This window comes from Geodermatophilus aquaeductus, from assembly GCF_900182545.1.
Taxonomy (GTDB): Bacteria; Actinomycetota; Actinomycetes; order Mycobacteriales; family Geodermatophilaceae; genus Geodermatophilus; species Geodermatophilus aquaeductus.
This window is the reverse complement of record NZ_FXTJ01000001.1, coordinates 61,461-77,148: the sequence shown is the minus strand read 5'-3', so window position 1 is coordinate 77,148 and position 15,688 is coordinate 61,461. Positions and strand designations below refer to the sequence as shown.

At 76.4% G+C, this 15,688-nt stretch carries 10 protein-coding genes; 7 read left to right on the top strand and 3 right to left on the bottom strand.

Annotation, left to right across the window (positions count from 1 at the left end):
* The first annotated feature begins 85 nt into the window (after positions 1-85).
* Together FN207_RS00305 and FN207_RS00300 are read left to right on the top strand one after the other, a co-directional pair.
* The gene (locus tag FN207_RS00305; protein ID WP_142456429.1) at positions 86-1,564 is read left to right on the top strand and encodes an insulinase family protein; all 1,479 of its coding nucleotides are present in this window, start codon (positions 86-88) and stop codon (positions 1,562-1,564) included.
* 111 nt (positions 1,565-1,675) lie between these two features.
* Positions 1,676-6,169: an nSTAND1 domain-containing NTPase gene (locus tag FN207_RS00300; protein WP_142456428.1), complete on the top strand. Its 4,494-nt coding sequence runs from the start codon at positions 1,676-1,678 to the stop codon at positions 6,167-6,169.
* Between the two features lie 10 nt (positions 6,170-6,179).
* On the opposite strand, the gene FN207_RS00295 is transcribed toward FN207_RS00300, so the two are convergent.
* Positions 6,180-6,416, bottom strand: a complete 237-nt coding sequence (locus FN207_RS00295) for a hypothetical protein (RefSeq protein ID WP_142456427.1) — start codon at positions 6,414-6,416, stop codon at positions 6,180-6,182.
* A gap of 145 nt (positions 6,417-6,561) precedes the next feature.
* Between FN207_RS00295 and FN207_RS00290 the strand changes: the two genes are divergently transcribed.
* Genes FN207_RS00290 through meaB form a run of 5 tightly spaced genes read left to right on the top strand, consistent with a single transcriptional unit; the run spans position 6,562 to position 14,290 of the window.
* A complete protein-coding gene (locus FN207_RS00290) occupies positions 6,562-7,809 on the top strand; it encodes a glutamate--cysteine ligase (RefSeq protein ID WP_142456426.1) in 1,248 nt (415 codons plus the stop codon).
* The gene (locus tag FN207_RS00285) at positions 7,806-9,065 is read left to right on the top strand and encodes an amidohydrolase (protein ID WP_142456425.1); all 1,260 of its coding nucleotides are present in this window, start codon (positions 7,806-7,808) and stop codon (positions 9,063-9,065) included. The genes FN207_RS00290 and FN207_RS00285 overlap by 4 nt, the downstream gene beginning before the upstream one ends.
* Positions 9,066-9,094: 29 nt before the next feature.
* On the top strand, positions 9,095-11,023 hold the full coding sequence (locus tag FN207_RS00280; RefSeq protein WP_142456424.1) for a methylmalonyl-CoA mutase subunit beta: 1,929 nt from the start codon (positions 9,095-9,097) through the stop codon (positions 11,021-11,023).
* Complete coding sequence (gene scpA, locus FN207_RS00275) at positions 11,020-13,227, top strand: methylmalonyl-CoA mutase (RefSeq protein ID WP_142456423.1); 2,208 nt, start codon at positions 11,020-11,022, stop codon at positions 13,225-13,227. The genes FN207_RS00280 and scpA overlap by 4 nt, the downstream gene beginning before the upstream one ends.
* Positions 13,228-13,285: 58 nt before the next feature.
* Positions 13,286-14,290 carry a methylmalonyl Co-A mutase-associated GTPase MeaB gene (meaB, locus tag FN207_RS00270; protein ID WP_142456422.1) on the top strand — a complete coding sequence of 335 codons (1,005 nt, stop codon included), beginning with the start codon at positions 13,286-13,288 and terminating at the stop codon, positions 14,288-14,290.
* A 1-nt stretch (position 14,291) separates the two neighbouring features.
* Here the strand turns inward: meaB and FN207_RS00265 are convergent, their stop codons facing one another.
* Both FN207_RS00265 and FN207_RS00260 read right to left on the bottom strand, forming a co-directional pair.
* Complete coding sequence (locus FN207_RS00265; protein ID WP_246065647.1) at positions 14,292-15,002, bottom strand: SDR family NAD(P)-dependent oxidoreductase; 711 nt, start codon at positions 15,000-15,002, stop codon at positions 14,292-14,294.
* A complete protein-coding gene (locus FN207_RS00260; protein ID WP_142456421.1) occupies positions 14,995-15,678 on the bottom strand; it encodes an IspD/TarI family cytidylyltransferase in 684 nt (227 codons plus the stop codon). Before FN207_RS00260 ends, FN207_RS00265 begins: the two co-directional genes overlap by 8 nt.
* Positions 15,679-15,688: the final 10 nt, after the last annotated feature.

Genomic DNA, 15,688 nt, shown 5'->3' with positions numbered 1-15,688 from the left:
CCCGGGTGCTGACCCATCCGTCCCAGCCGTCCCCGGCCGCGTGTCGGCCGGGGACGGCGGCCCCGCGCTCCCCGACCATGGCGCGGTGCAGCGAACGCGGATCGACGGCGTCCCGGTCTTCACCGCGGGCGGGCGGGAGCGGACGACGGCCGCGCTGGTCTTCGGCGTGGGCCTGCGCGACGAGACGTTCGCGACCATCGAGGTCACCCACCTCGTCGAGCACCTCGCGATGGCCGCGCTGCCGCGCACGCACCTGCGCTGCAACGCCGTCACCGACGTCGACAGCACCGCCTTCTTCGCCACCGGCCGCCCGGCCGCCGTCGGCGCCTTCCTCGAGGCGGTCTGCCGCGCGCTGTCCGACCTGCCCACCGAGCGGATGGCCGCGGAGGCCGGCGTGCTGCAGGCCGAGGGCTGCGGCAGCGGGTCCTCCACGGTCAGCGCGCTGTGGGCGGCCCGCTACGGCCTGACCGGGCCGGGGCTGACCGTCTCGGCGGGCCCGGGCGCGGAGTACCTGGACGAGCAGACCGTCCGGGCGCACGCCGCGCGCTGGTTCGTCCGCTCCAACGCCGCGCTGTGGTGCCACGGCCCGCTGCCGGACGGCCTGCGGCTGCCGCTGCCCGGCGGCCCGCGCCCGGTGCGCCGGGTGCCGGTGCCGCGCCCGCAGGACGGCCCGGTCTGGACGCACACCGACGCACCCGGCGTCGGGCTGCTGCTCGCCAGCGACGCCCCGGCCGACGCCGCGCTCGCCGTCGGGGTCGACGTCGTCCAGGAGCGGCTGCGCGAGCGCGCCCGGCACGACCGCGGGCTGTCCTACGCCGTCGACTCGCTGACCCTCGACCTCGCCCCCGACCGTCGCGAGGTCGCCGTCGTCGTCGACGCCCGCACCGGCCACGACGCCGAGGTGGCCGGCCTGCTCTGGGACGTCTTCGCCGAGCTGTGCGCCACCGGGCCGACGCCGGAGGAGGTCGCGCACGCCGTCGACGGCCTGGAGGCCGAGCTCGACGACGAGGACGCCGTCGGCGCCGAGCTGGCCGACGCCGCCTACTGCGCGGCCACCGGGCTGCCGTTCCGCCCGGCCGCCGGCACCCTCGCCGCCTGGCGCGCGGTCACGCCGGAGCAGGTCACCGCGGCGCTGCGCCGGGCCGAGCCGACCGCCGTCCTCGCCGTCCCCGACACCGCGCCGTGGGACGGCCCGGCCGGCGTCGCCCGCCGTCCGCTGTGCGGCACCCTCCCGGAGCTGCCGGAGGGCACGCTGTTCCGCCCGCCGCTGGTGCGCCGGCTGCTCGACGCCTCGGCGCGGGTGACCCTGGTCGTCTCCGACGACGGTCTCGCGCACGCCGACGCCGACGGCGACGTGCACGGCATCCCCTGGTCGCGGGTCGAGGCCGTCGTCCCCACCGACGACGGCCGGGGCGTCTCGGTGGTCGGCCGGGACCTCTGCTGCGTGCGCGTGCACCCCGACCTCTACGGCCCCCGCGCGCTCGCCGCCGTGCTGGAGCGGGCGCCGGCCGCCGCCCTGCTCGGCCGCCCCGCGAGCGCGGCGCCGGAGTACGCCGCCGTCTGAGGTCCTCACGGACCGGTACCGGGCCGGTACGGCAGGACGGCGCCACGCGCGGCAGTCGCGCCCCGCGCCGCGGCCTCCGATCCCGGCCGGGACCCGCCCTACCGTGGCCGGGTGCGGTTCGCGGTGATCGGACCGCTGGAGGTCCGAGGGGACGGCGACGAGCCGGTGCCGGTGCCCGGCGCCAAGGAGCGGCTGCTCCTCGCCGTCCTCGCCGCCGGGGCGCCCGGGGGAGTGTCCACCGACCGGATCGCCGAGGTCCTCTGGGACGGCGCCCCGCCGGCCACCGCCCGCAAGTCGCTGCAGGCGCACGTCGTCCGGCTCCGCAGCGCCCTGGAGCCCGGCCGCCCGCGCGGCTCCCCGGGGCGCTACGTCGCCCGCCGGGGGCCCGGCTACGCGCTGACCGTCGACCGGGCCGACCTCGACGCGCTGCACGCCGGCGACCTGGCCGCGCGCGGGCGGGCGCACCTCGTCGCGGGCGCGCCGGCCGAGGCGGTGGCGGAGCTCTCCGCGGCCCTCGCCCTGTGGCGCGGGGACCCCTACGCCGACTGGCCCGACGCGGGGTTCGCCGAGGGGGAGCGGCGCCGGCTGGCCGAGGTCCGGACCGGGGCGCTGACCGCGCTGGGCGAGGCCCGGCTGGCGCTCGGCCAGCACGCCCTGGTGCTGCCCGAGGCGGAGCGGCTGGTCGCCGAGGAGCCGCTGCGGGAGGACTGGTGGCGGCTGCTCGTGCTGGCCCTGTACCGGGCCGGGCGGCAGGCCGACGCGCTCGCCGCCGTCCGCCGGGCCCGGGCGCTGCTGGCCGAGGAGCTGGGCGCCCCGCCCGGGCCCGCGCTGCGCGCGGTCGAGGCGGCGGTCCTCGCCCAGGACCCGGCCCTCGACCTCCCGGCGGCCCCGTCACCGGCCCGGTCACCGGCCACGCCACCGGCCGCGCCGGAGGGCCCGCCGGCCGGTGCCGCCCGCTGCCCCTACAAGGGCCTGGCCGCCTACCAGGCCGAGGACGCCCCGCTGTTCCGCGGCCGGGCGCGCCTGGTCGCGGGGCTGGTGGCCCGCCTCGTCGACGCGCCGCTGACGGTCGTCTCCGGCCCCAGCGGCGCCGGGAAGTCCTCGGCCGTCCGGGCCGGCCTGGTCCCCGCGCTCGGTGCCGGGGCGCTGCCCGGCAGCGCCGCCTGGCGGCCCGTCGTCGTCACACCCGGCCGCTGCCCGGTCGACGTCCTCGCCCCGCTCGCGGACGACGACGGGCCGGTGCTGCTGGTCGTCGACCAGGCCGAGGAGCTGTGGGCGCCCGGCAGCGACCCGGCCGAGCGCACCGCCTTCCTCGACGCGGTGCTCGGGCTGCTCGACGACGGGGTGGCCGCCCGCTGCGTGCTCGTCCTCCGCGGGGACGCGGTCGGCCGGCTGACCGAGCACGCCGTGCTCACGGCCCGGCTCGACGGCCGGGTGGTGCTGGTCCCGGCGTTCACCGACGCGGAGCTGCGGGAGGTCGTGCGGGAACCGGCCGCCGCCGTGGGGCTGGCCGTCGAGCCCGACCTGGTGGAGGCCGTCGTCGCCGACGTCCTCGGCCGGCCCTCGGCCCTCCCGCTGCTGTCCACCGCGCTCGTGGGCACGTGGGAGCGACGCCGCGCCGGGACGCTCACCCTCGCCGGGTACCTCGCGGCCGGGGGCGTCGCCGGCGCGCTCACCCGCACGGCCGAGGCGGCCTGGGCGGCGCTCGACCCCCGCGGGCAGGAACTGGCCCGCCGCCTGCTGGTGCGCCTGGCCGACGTCGACGACGGCGGGGCGCTGGTCCGCCGTCCGCTGCCGCGCGAGGAGTTCGACGACGGCGACCCCGCGCGCCGGGCGGTGGTCGAGGTCTTCGTCGCGCGGCGGCTGCTCGCCCTCGACGGCGACCGGCTCGAGGTGGCCCACGAGGCGCTGCTCACCGCCTGGCCGCGGCTGGCGACCTGGCTGGAGGAGGACGCGACGGGGCGCGCGGTGCGCCGGCACCTCGCCCCCACCGCGCACGACTGGGACGCCGCCGGGCGCCCGGACGACGAGCTGTACCGCGGTGCCCGGCTCACCGCCGCGCTGGACTGGGCCGACCGGCCCGACGCCGATCCCGCGCCGGTGGAGCGGGCCTTCCTCGACGCCTCCCGCGCCGCCGCCGACGCGGAGCTCGCGGCCGCCCACCGCCGGGCCGACCGCGAGGCGGCCGCGCGGGGGAGGACCCGGTGGCTGGCCGTGGGCCTGGCCGCGGTGCTGGTCGTGGCCCTCGTGGCCGCCGGTGCGGCGGTTCGTGCCCAGCGCGGCGCCGAGGTGCGGGAGGAGGAGGCGCGGCGGGCGGCCCTGGTGGCCGACGCCAACCGGCTGGCGACGCTCTCGACCCGGGCCGGGCCGCTGGACCTCTCGCTGCTCCTGGCCGCCCAGGCCGTCCGGCTGGCCGGGACGCCGGACACCGAGGACCGCCTGCTGACCTCCCTCGCCGAACACCGCCGTGCCGAGCGGGTGCTGCCCGCCCCCGGCGGCGTCACCGACGCGGTCGTCATGGACGGCACGACCCTGCTGCTCCAGGGATCGGACTGGTCGGCGTGGTCGCCGGGCGACGTCGCGCCCCGGGTGGTCCAGGAGGGCGGGGCCTGGTGGGGCACGACCGCAGTGGCCGGCTCACCGACGGAGGAGACGGTCGCCGGGGTGGGCTGGGACGTCGATGCGGGTGAGGCCTGGGCGCGGCTGCTCACCCCCGCCGGGGAGGACCGGGTGCTGGCCGGCGCGGCGCTGGGCGGCTACCCCCTCGCGATCGTGTTCACCCCGGACGGCCGGCGCATCCGGGTGGTCGTGGCGCGGGCCGGTCCGTCCCCCTCGGACAGCGGGACCTGGACGGTCGTCGAGGTCGACGCGGGCGGCGGGGGCCCGGTGCGCGACCTGGGGATCGGCGGCGCGGTGCCGAGTGACGCCTCGCCGGTCGACGTCGAGCCCTTCGGTGCCCGGTTCGGCCGCGACGCCGACACCCTGGTGACGTGGGCGCCTCGGGGCGGCGATGCCGGTGACCTCGCGATGCTCAGCGACCTCGCCACCGGGAACCAGGTCGGCCTGCGGACCCCGTCGCGACCGGCGGACACGGTCGGCTTCCGCTCCCTGGCCCCAGGGGCTGCCCAGCTGTGGTCCGACGGCGCGGTCACGCTGTACGGCCCCGACGGCACGGCCCGGCAGCAGCTCGACGCGCACCAGGGCGGGGTGTCCGACGTCCAGCAGAGCCCGGACCGCTCCTGGGCGGTGACCGCGGGCGGGGACCCGGGGGTCCTGCTGTGGGAGGTCGACCCCGCCACCGGGCTGTGGACGCAGCGGGAGGCGCTCGGCGGCCACGCCGGGTTCGTCACGCGGGCGGAGGTCGACACGGACGGCGACCGGCTGTTCACCGTGGCGCCGGAGGACACCGTGGTGGTGTGGGACGTCCGTCCCGACGGCGGCTTCGGCAGCCCGTTCCCCGACGTCCCCGGCTGGTGGGTGGCGGGCCGGCCCGAGGTCGTCGAGCCCGGCCGTCTCGCGGTCGTGCCGGTCCGCCGGGTGTCGGCCGACACAGGGGGTTCGGTCCTCGACCCGCCCGACGACACCCGGGACGTCGCGGCTGCCTTCCTCGACCTCGCGACGGGCCGCGTGGACGTCGTGCCCGTCGGCCGGCTGCCGTCGCTGCCCCGGTACCCCTTCTCCCAGCCGCCGTCCGTGCCGCTTATCCCGGCCGTTGCCGTCGCGGTGAGTCCCGACCGTCACCGGGTCGCCGTCACGAGCGGCCTGGCGACCACCGTGCTCGACACGCGGACCCGGGAGGTCGTGACGACCATCCGGCTGCCGGCGACCGGGGAGCTGGACGCCGACGGCGGGGCGCTGCCGGCCGCGGCGGTGTCCTGTGCCGAGTGGACCTCCGACGGCGCGGACCTCCTGCTCTGCTCCCGGGCCGGCGGGAGCTTCGAGGACGTGCCGGGACTCGCGGTCGTGGACGCCACGACCGGTCGGGTGGAGAGCCGCCCCGACCGCGGTGGTGACGCGAGGGTGTCGGCCGTCAGCGGCGACCACCGCCTGGTGGCCCTGGCCAGTGGCTCCCGGGCCGTCGTCAGGATCCTCGACGGCAGGACGCTGGAGCTGCGCGGCACCGTGCTGCTGCGCACGGGGGACCGGATCGAGGACATGGCGTTCAGCCGGGACGGCCGGCGCCTCGTGGTGGTGGGTTCGCAGGGCGTGGTGCAGCTGGTGGACGCCGAGCGCAGGGTGCAGGTCGGGGAGCCGGCCCGTGTCGGGGTCCCCCTGCTGCAGGCCGACTGGCTCCCCGACGGGCGGACGGTGGCGGTCTCGGCCGTGGACGGGTCGGTCACCCTCGTCGACGCCGAGCGCGGGCTTCTGCGCGGACCGCCCCTGCCCGTGTCGGGCGGGACCGCGGAGAGCTCCCTGCACCTCCTGAGCGCCGGCGAGGAGTTGATCGCCTTCAGCGGGCAGGGCCCGGGCCGGCGGTACCCCCTCCGGCCGCAGGACTGGCTCGCCGCGGTCTGCGCGATGGCCGGGCGGGACCTGACCCCGGCCGAGTGGGCGCAGTACCTGCCCGGCCGGGAGTGGCGGCCGACGTGCACCGACCTCCCCTGAGGGACCCGGGTCAGGGCAGGGTCCCGGTGCACTCGGGCTGCGACAGCAGGGAGAGCTCGTAGCCGTCGGAGAAGATCGGCTGGTCGCGGTGACCGGTGCCCGGCCAGTGCTGGACCTGGGCCAGCAGCGCGCCGCAGGAGACGGTGCGCGGGTCCTGCGCCGGCGGGTCGGCGAGGGCCGCCGACGGGGCGAGGACGACGAGTGCCCCCACCAGGACGGGGAGAGCAGAACGGGTGCGGACGGACATCGCGGGGACCTCCCGGTGCGGGGCCGGACGTGTCGCCGGCGAGGACACCAGCGGACCGGGAGGCGGTTGCGGCCGCGGCCGCGGCCGGTTGTGGCCCGGTTGCGACGGACCGGCGGGGGAAGCCCGCCGTCCCTAGACTCGCAGCGTGCAGATCCCGTTCTCCTCCTCGGAGCGCTCCAGCCTGGGCGTGGAGTGGGAGCTGCAGCTCGTCGACCGGGAGACGCGGGAGCTGACCGCCGGCGCGATCGAGATCCTCGAGGAGATGCGCCCCGACGGCGCCGAGGAGCACCCGAAGGCCAAGCACGAGCTCCTGCAGTCCACCGTCGAGGTCATCACCGGCGTCTGCACCACCGTCGAGGAGGCCACCGCCGACCTCGCGGGCACGGTCGCCGAGGTCGCCGCCGCCGCCGACCGCCGCGGCCTGGGCCTGCTGTGCGCCGGCACCCACCCGTTCACCGACTGGCAGACGCAGCTCATCTCGCCCAAGGAGCGCTACCTGCAGCTGGTCGAGCGGATGCAGTGGCTGGCCCGGCGGCTGCAGATCTTCGGCGTCCACGTGCACGTCGGCGTCCGATCGCCGGACAAGGCGATGCCGATCGTCAACGCGCTCACCCAGTACGTGCCGCACTTCCTGGCGCTGTCGGCGTCCTCGCCGTTCTGGGTCGGCTGCGACACCGGCCTGGCCTCGGCGCGCAGCAAGGTCTTCGAGGCCATGCCGACGGCGGGGCTGCCGACCCAGCTGCCCGACTGGGCCGGCTTCGAGACCTACATGGAGACGCTGATCTCCACCGGCGCCATCGAGAGCGTGCGCGAGGTGTGGTGGGACATCCGCCCGCACCCCGGCTTCGGCACCGTGGAGCTGCGGATCTGCGACGGCCTCCCCACGCTCGAGGAGATCGGCGTGGTCGCCGCGCTGTCCCAGTGCCTGGTCGAGCAGCTCGACGGCCAGCTCGACCGCGGGTACACCCTGCCGACCCCGCCCAGCTGGGTGCTCCGGGAGAACAAGTGGCGGGCGGCGCGGCACGGCCTCGACGCCGACATCGTGGTGGACGAGAGGGGCACCGTGCGGCCGGTGCGGCAGGCGCTGCTCGACCTCGCCGAGGACCTCGCGCCGACGGCGAAGCGGCTCGGCTGTGAGACCGAGCTCGCCGGGGTGGAGCGGGTGCTCGCCGTGGGCGCCTCCTACCAGCGGCAGCGCGCCGCGGCGCTGGCCTCCGGCGGCGACCTGCGCGCCGTCGTCGACCTGCTGCTGTCCGAGCGGGAGCACGGACTGCCCACCTCCGGGCCGGTCGCCGGCCCCGATGGCCCCGCCTCCGCTCACGATGGTCCCGCCTCCGCTCACGATGGCCCCGTCCCCGGCCCGGCGGCGTGTGCCGGCGGGCACGCCGCATGACCCGGACCCCCGAGGAGCTGGCCGCCGGGCTCGACGCCTGGGTCGACGAGCGCCTCCCCGAGTTGGTCCGCGTCCGCCGCCACCTGCACATGCACCCGGAGCTGGCCTACGCCGAGGTGGAGACGACGGCCTACCTCGAGCAGCGGCTCACCGAGGCCGGGCTCGCCCCGCGCCGGCTGCCCAGCGGCACCGGGCTGGTGGTGGAGGTCGGGTCCGGGTCGCCGACCGTGGTGCTGCGCGCCGACATCGACGCGCTGCCGCTGGCCGACCTCAAGGACGTCCCGTACGCCTCCACCCGCGAGGGCATGTGCCACGCCTGCGGGCACGACGTGCACACCACCGTCGCGCTCGGCGCGGTGCTGGCGCTGGCCGGCCTCGACGACCTGCCCGGCACCGTGCGCTGCGTCTTCCAGCCGGCCGAGGAGACCGTGCCCGGCGGCGCCACGCACGTGCTGGCGGCCGGCGTCCTCGACGGCGCCTCGCGGGCGTTCGCGCTGCACTGCGACCCGGCGATCCCGGTGGGCACGGTCGGCCTGCGCACCGGCTCGATCACCGCGGCCTGCGACCGCATCGACGTCACGCTCACCGGCCCCGGCGGGCACACCGCCCGCCCGCAGCTGACCGTCGACCTCGTCGACGCGCTCGGCCGCCTGGTCACCGGGCTGCCCGGCCTGCTGTCGCGGCAGGTCGACCCCCGCGCCGGGTTCTCGCTGGTGTGGGGTGCGGTCAACGCCGGTGTCGCGGCCAACGCCATCCCGCAGCGGGGCACGCTGCGCGGCACCGTGCGGGTGCTCGACCGCGACGAGTGGAAGCGTGCCGAGGAGCTGTTGCGCCGGCTGGTCGAGCAGGTGGTCGCGCCCACCGGCGCCGGCGTCGAGGTGGAGTACGTGCCGGGTGTCCCGCCGGTGGTCAACGACCCGCGGGCGGTGGCGCTGATCCGCACGGCGGCGATGCAGACGGTGGGTGCCGAGAACGTCCGCCAGTCGCCGCAGAGCATGGGCGGGGAGGACTTCGGCTGGTTCGCCGACGTCCTGCCGATCGCGCTGGCCCGGCTGGGCACGCACGGCGGCGGCCCGCCGCTGGACCTGCACCGCGGCACCTTCGACGTCGACGAGCGGGCGATCGGTGTCGGCGTCCGGCTCATGGTGCGCACCGCGCTGCAGGCACTGGCCGCCGACGCCGGGACCTCCGCGCCCGCCGCCGGTGCGCCCGCCGGGGGCCACCCCGCGCGTCCGCGGTCCGGCGAGCGCCGGTAGAACGTTCCTCGACTGGGAGGAGTTCACCGATGAGCGCCACCGACACCGCCTCTCCGGGCGACGACGAGGTCCCCGCCGAGCACGCCGTCCCCGAGCAGCTGTCCCTGGCCGGCGGCTTCGCACCCGTCGACCGCGACCGCTGGCGCGAGCTGGTGGCCGGCGTCCTGCGGAAGTCCGGCCGGGAGGAGCTGCCCGACCCCGTCGAGGACGCCCTGCGCCGCACGGTCGCCACCGGCGTCAGCGTCTCGCCGCTCTACACCGCCGACGACGCCGGCGACCTGCCCGCCGCCGTGGGCGTGCCCGGGCTGCCGCCGTTCGTGCGCGGTGCCCGGGCGGGCGCGGCCCCCGAGCGCGGCGTGCCCGCCGGGTGGGACGTCCGGCAGCGGCACGCGCACCCCGACGTCGCCGTCACCCGGGAGGCGGTCGCGGCCGACCTGGAGAACGGCGTCACCTCGCTGTGGCTGCACCTGGGCGACGGCGCGGTCCCGGTGGGGTCGCTGTCCGACGTGCTCGCCGACGTCTACCTCGACCTCGCGCCGGTCGCGGTCTCCGGCGGACTCCCGGCCGCTGAGGCCCTGCTCGCCCTCGTCGAGGGCCGCACCGACCTCGCGCCGGGCGGCTCCCTGGGCCTGGACCCGCTGGGCGACCAGGCGGCCTCGGGGGAGGAGCAGGACCTCACCGGGCTGGCCGGCGTCGCGCGGCGCGCCCCCGCGGGCTGGCGCACCGTCGTCGTCGACGCCACCGTGTACGCCGACGCCGGCGCCACCGCGGTGGAGGAGCTGGGCTGCTCGCTCGCCGCCGGCGCGGCCTACCTGCGCGCGCTCACCGACCCCGCGGACGGAGGGCAGGGCCTGCCGGTGGACGAGGCGTTCGCCGCGCTGGAGTTCCGCTACTCCGCGAGCGCCGACCAGTTCACGACGATCGCCGCGCTGCGCGCCGCCCGCCGGCTGTGGGACCGGGTCGGCGAGGTCAGCGGCGCCTCGCCGGACGCGCGCGCCCAGCGTCAGCACGCGGTGACGTCGTCGGTGATGACCACGAGGCGCGACCCGTGGGTGAACATGCTGCGCACCACGGTGGCCTGCTTCGCCGCGGGCGTGGGCGGCGCCGACGTCGTCACCGTCCAGCCCTTCGACGCCGCGCTCGGCCTGCCCGACGCCTTCTCCCGCCGGATCGCGCGCAACACGCAGAACCTGCTGGTCGAGGAGGGGCACCTCGCCCGCGTCCTCGACCCGGCCGGCGGCTCCTGGTACGTCGAGTCGCTGACCGAGGACCTCGCGCAGGCGGCGTGGGCGTGGTTCACCGAGATCGAGCGGGCCGGTGGACTGGCCGCGGCGCTGTCGTCGGGGCTGGTCCGCGACCGGCTGGCCGCCGCGTGGGACTCCCGCGCGAAGCGGCTGGCGACGCGCGCCGACGCGATCACCGGCGTCAGCGAGTTCCCCAACCTCTCCGAGAAGCTGCCCCGGCGCCAGCCCGCCGCCGACCTGCACCCCACCGGCGGGCTGCCGCGCGTGCGCGCCGCGCAGGAGTACGAGGAGCTGCGCGACCGCGCCGACGCCGCGGGGGAGCGGCCGCAGGTGTACCTGGCGACCCTCGGCTCGGTCGCCCGCCACACCGCGCGGGCGTCCTTCGCCGGCAACCTGTTCCAGGCCGGCGGCGTGGCCACCCCGGCCGGCGACGGCGCCTCCGGGTTCGCCCGCGCTTCCACGACGGTGGCCTGCATCTGCGGCACCGACGGCGACTACGCGGAGTCGGCGGCCGCCCTGGCCGCGGAGCTGCGGTCGGCCGGCGCCGCGCACGTGTGGCTGGCCGGGAAGCCGTCGCTGGGGGTGGACGGCGTCGACGGGTACGTGTACGCCGGGTGCGACGCGCTCGACGTGCTGAGGACGGTGCACGACCAACTCGGCTTGACGGCAGAAATGGCCATCTCTGCCACTCGTGTGGAGGAGGAGCGGGCATGAGCGGGATCCCCGACTTCGGCGGCGTCGAGCTGGGTCGCCCGGCCGCACGGACGACGGCCGACGACTGGGCCAAGGCGTTCGAGGAGGCCACCGGCCGCGGCGTGGAGGAGGCGACCTGGGAGACCCCCGAGGGCATCGCCGTCCCGCCGCTGGCCACCCCGGCCGACCTCACCGGGCTGGACTTCCTGCGGACCTACCCCGGCCTGCCGCCCTACCTGCGCGGCCCCTACCCGACGATGTACACGACCCAGCCGTGGACGGTCCGCCAGTACGCGGGCTTCTCCACCGCGGCGGAGTCCAACGCGTTCTACCGGCGCAACCTCGCCGCCGGGCAGAAGGGCCTGTCGGTCGCCTTCGACCTCGCCACCCACCGCGGTTACGACTCCGACCACCCGCGCGTGGCGGGCGACGTCGGCATGGCCGGGGTGGCGATCGACTCGATCCTCGACATGCGACAGCTCTTCGACGGCATCCCGCTGGACCGGATGACGGTCTCGATGACCATGAACGGCGCGGTGCTGCCGGTGCTGGCGCTCTACGTGCTCGCCGCCGAGGAGCAGGGGGTCGCTCCGGAGCAGCTGGCTGGGACCATCCAGAACGACATCCTCAAGGAGTTCATGGTCCGCAACACCTACATCTACCCGCCGAAGCCCTCGATGCAGATCGTCAGCGACATCTTCGCGTTCACCTCGCAGGAGATGCCGCGCTTCAACTCGATCTCCATCTCCGGCTACCACATGCAGGAGGCCGGGGCGACGGCCGACCTGGAGCTGGCGTACACGCTGGCCGACGGCGTGGAGTACGTGGACGCGGGCAAACAGGCAGGTCTGGACGTCGACGCGTTCGCGCCGCGGCTGTCCTTCTTCTGGGCCATCGGCATGAACTTCTTCATGGAGGTCGCCAAGCTGCGGGCGGCACGGCTGCTGTGGGCCCGGCTCATGAAGGAGGCCGGCGCGCAGAACGACAAGTCGCTGTCGCTGCGCACCCACTCGCAGACCTCGGGCTGGTCGCTGACCGCGCAGGACGTCTACAACAACGTCGTCCGCACCTGCCTGGAGGCGATGGCCGCCACCCAGGGGCACACCCAGTCGCTGCACACCAACGCCCTCGACGAGGCGCTGGCGCTGCCCACCGACTTCTCCGCGCGGATCGCCCGCAACACCCAGTTGCTGCTGCAGCAGGAGTCGGGCACGACGCGGGTCATCGACCCGTGGGGCGGCTCGGCGTACGTGGAGAAGCTGACCTACGACCTGGCCCGCCGCGCCTGGGCGCACATCGAGGAGGTCGCCGAGCACGGCGGCATGGCGCAGGCCATCGACGACGGCATCCCCAAGCTGCGCATCGAGGAGGCCGCCGCCCGCACCCAGGCGCGCATCGACTCCGGCCGGCAGCCGGTGATCGGCGTCAACAAGTACCGGGTCGAGGCCGACGAGGCGATCGAGGTGCTGCGCGTCGACAACGCCGACGTGCTCGCCCAGCAGAAGGCCAAGCTCTCCGAGCTCCGGGCCTCGCGCGACGACTCCGCCGTCCGGGACGCCCTGCGCCGGCTCACCGACGCCGCCCGCGCGGGCGCCGAGGGACGCCGGGGCCGGGACCTCGGCGACAACCTGCTCAAGCTGGCCGTCGACGCCGCGCGGGCCAGGGCGACGGTCGGGGAGATCTCCGACGCGCTCGAGGAGGTCTACGGGCGTCACGCCGGTCAGGTGCGCACCATCTCCGGTGTGTACCGCGACGAGGCAGGCAGCTCCGGGCCGGTCGAGGAGACCCGCCGGTCGACCGAGGCGTTCGCCGACGCCGAGGGACGGCGTCCGCGGATCCTGGTCGCCAAGATGGGCCAGGACGGCCACGACCGGGGACAGAAGGTCATCGCCACCGCGTTCGCCGACCTCGGCTTCGACGTCGACGTCGGCCCGCTGTTCCAGACGCCGGAGGAGGTCGCCCGGCAGGCGGTCGAGGCCGACGTGCACGTCGTCGGCGTCTCGTCGCTGGCCGCCGGCCACCTCACGCTGGTGCCCGCGCTGCGCGACGCGCTGGCCGAACTCGGTGCCGACGACGTCCTGGTCGTCGTGGGCGGCGTCATCCCGCCCGACGACGTCCCGACGCTCAAGGAGATGGGCGCGGCCGCGGTGTTCCCGCCGGGCACGGTCATCGCCGAGGCGGCGCAGGAGCTGCTGCGGACGCTGTCGCAGCGCCTCGGCCACTGATGTCCTCACCGCTCCTGGCGGCAGAAATGGCCATCTCTGCCGCCCCCGGGACCGTCTGATGCCTGGGCCGGACGTCCCGGCGCTCGTCGAGGGGGTGCTCGGCGGCGACCGACGGTCGCTGGCGCGGGCGATCACGCTGGTCGAGTCGCGCCGCGCCGACCACCGCGAGCGGGCGCAGGAGCTGCTGGTCGAGCTGCTGCCGCACGCGGGGAACGCCCGGCGCATCGGCATCAGCGGCGTGCCGGGCGTGGGCAAGTCGACGTTCATCGACCAGCTCGGCGTGGACCTCACCGCGCAGGGCCACCGGGTCGCCGTGCTCGCCGTCGACCCGTCGTCGGCGCGTTCGGGCGGGTCGATCCTCGGCGACAAGACCCGCATGGCGCGGCTGTCGGTGGACCCGAACGCCTTCATCCGGCCCTCGCCCACGTCGGGCACGCTCGGCGGGGTCGCGCAGGCCACGCGCGAGTCGATGGTCGTCGTCGAGGCGGCCGGTCACGATGTCGTGCTGGTGGAGACCGTGGGCGTCGGGCAGTCCGAGGTCACCGTCGCGGAGATGGTCGACTCGTTCCTATTCCTCACGCTGGCCCGCACCGGCGACCAGCTGCAGGGCATCAAGCGCGGCATCCTCGAGATCGCCGACGTCATCGCCGTCAACAAGGCCGACGGGCCCGCCGCCGGCGACGCGCGCAAGGCCGCCCGCGAGCTGGCCGGGGCGATCCGGATGCTGCGCGGGCACTCCGACTGGGACGTGCCGGTGCTCACCTGTGCCGGGCTGACCGGCGAGGGGCTGGCCGAGGTGTGGGCCGAGCTGGTCGAGCACCAGGACCGGGCGCGGGCGTCGGGGGCGTTCGACGAGCGCCGCCGCACCCAGCAGGTGCGCTGGACCTGGCAGCTGGTGCGCGACGGGCTCGAGCACCGGCTGCGCTCGCACCCGGCGGTCCGGTCGTCGGCGCCGGAGCTGGAGAAGGCGGTGCTGGCCGGCGAGCTCACCCCGGCGCTGGCCGCCCGGCAGCTGCTCGAGACCTTCCTCGGCGAGGCCGGGCGGCCGGTGGCCGGGGACTGACCTACTGCCGGACGACGAGGTTGGCGCTGTCGACGAAGCGGCCCACGTCGGAGGCCAGCATCTCGATGGCGGCGGCGACGTCCCCGGGCTGCATGATCGTGGCCGGGTCCTCGTCGGGGGCGAGCGCACGGCGCAGGTCCGTGGCGCACCGGCCGGGGGAGACGCAGGCGACCCGCGTCCCGTAGATGGCCAGCTCCTCCCGCATGACCTCGCTCATGTTGATGACCGCGGCCTTCGACGCCGAGTAGGTCAGCCACCCGGACCGGCCGTTCATCCCGGCGGTCGAGGCGACGTTGACGACCACCTCGAAACGGTTGCCGGCGTGCAGCAGCCCCTGCACGACGGTGAACGGCGCGTACAGGTTCACCGCCATGGTCCGCTCGAACTCGGCGAAGTCGATCTGGTGGATCGGCTCGGGCCGGGTGTAGCCGGCGTTGTTGACCAGCACGTCGACGTTGCCGTGCATGGCGTACACGTCGTCGACGAGCGCGAGGGTGGCCGCCCGGTCGGCGAGGTCGACGCGGTGGGGCCAGACCTTCACCGACGGGGAGGCCACGGCCTCCAGCCGGGCGACGGCCTGGTCGAAGGCCGGCGAGTCCCGGGCGACGACGACCACCTGGCCGACGTCGTCGCGGCGGGCGAAACGCTCCGCGGTGGCCAGTCCGATGCCCTTGGAGGCGCCGGTGACCATGACCGACCGCTGCTCACTCACCGTCGTCGCTCCCGTGCAGAAGGGACACCGCCAGGTGGATGTCGGTCGGTGTCGTGACCTTGATGTTGCTGTCGGCGCCGTCGATGAAGTGCACGGACAGCCCGGCGGCGGCCACGAGGGTGGCGTCCTCCGTGTAGGACCGGCCCTCGTCGGCGGCGTACGCGTGCGCCTTCTCCAGGTCCGCGCGCGCGAACTTCTGCGGCAGCTGGACGTTGCGGAGCCGGTCGCGGTCGAGGTACCCGGTCACCGTGCCGGTCTCCGGGTCCACCGGGGCGACGGTGAAGGGGATCGGCGCCATGAAGCTGACGTTGCGCTGCGGGGCGGCGATGAGCCGGGCGAAGTCGCCGGGGCCGACGAGCGGCCGGGCCGCCTCGTGCAGCACGACGTCGTCGTTGGCCACCAGCTCGAGTGCCCGGGCGACCGACTCCTGCCGGGTCGCGCCGGCGGGCACGAGGTCGACGGGCGTGCGGACGGCGTAGTCGTGGACGATCTTCTCCACGTCCGCCCGCCAGCCCTCGGGGTAGTTCAGGACGATCTGGTCGATCTCGGGGACGGCGTCCACGGCCACCAGCGAGTAGACCAGGATCGGGATCCCGTTGACCTTGAGGAACTGCTTGGGCCGCGGGGCTCCCATGCGGGTGCCGCTCCCGCCGTTGAGCAGGACCAGTGAGTACACGTCGTTCCTC

Coding starts and splice junctions, on each gene's coding strand:
- FN207_RS00295 (WP_142456427.1), bottom strand. CDS start 6,416: ATGTCCGTCCGCACCCGTTCTGCTCTCCCCGTCCTGGTGGGGGCACTC.
- FN207_RS00285 (WP_142456425.1), top strand. CDS start 7,806: ATGACCCGGACCCCCGAGGAGCTGGCCGCCGGGCTCGACGCCTGGGTC.
- FN207_RS00280 (WP_142456424.1), top strand. CDS start 9,095: ATGAGCGCCACCGACACCGCCTCTCCGGGCGACGACGAGGTCCCCGCC.
- scpA (WP_142456423.1), top strand. CDS start 11,020: ATGAGCGGGATCCCCGACTTCGGCGGCGTCGAGCTGGGTCGCCCGGCC.
- meaB (WP_142456422.1), top strand. CDS start 13,286: ATGCCTGGGCCGGACGTCCCGGCGCTCGTCGAGGGGGTGCTCGGCGGC.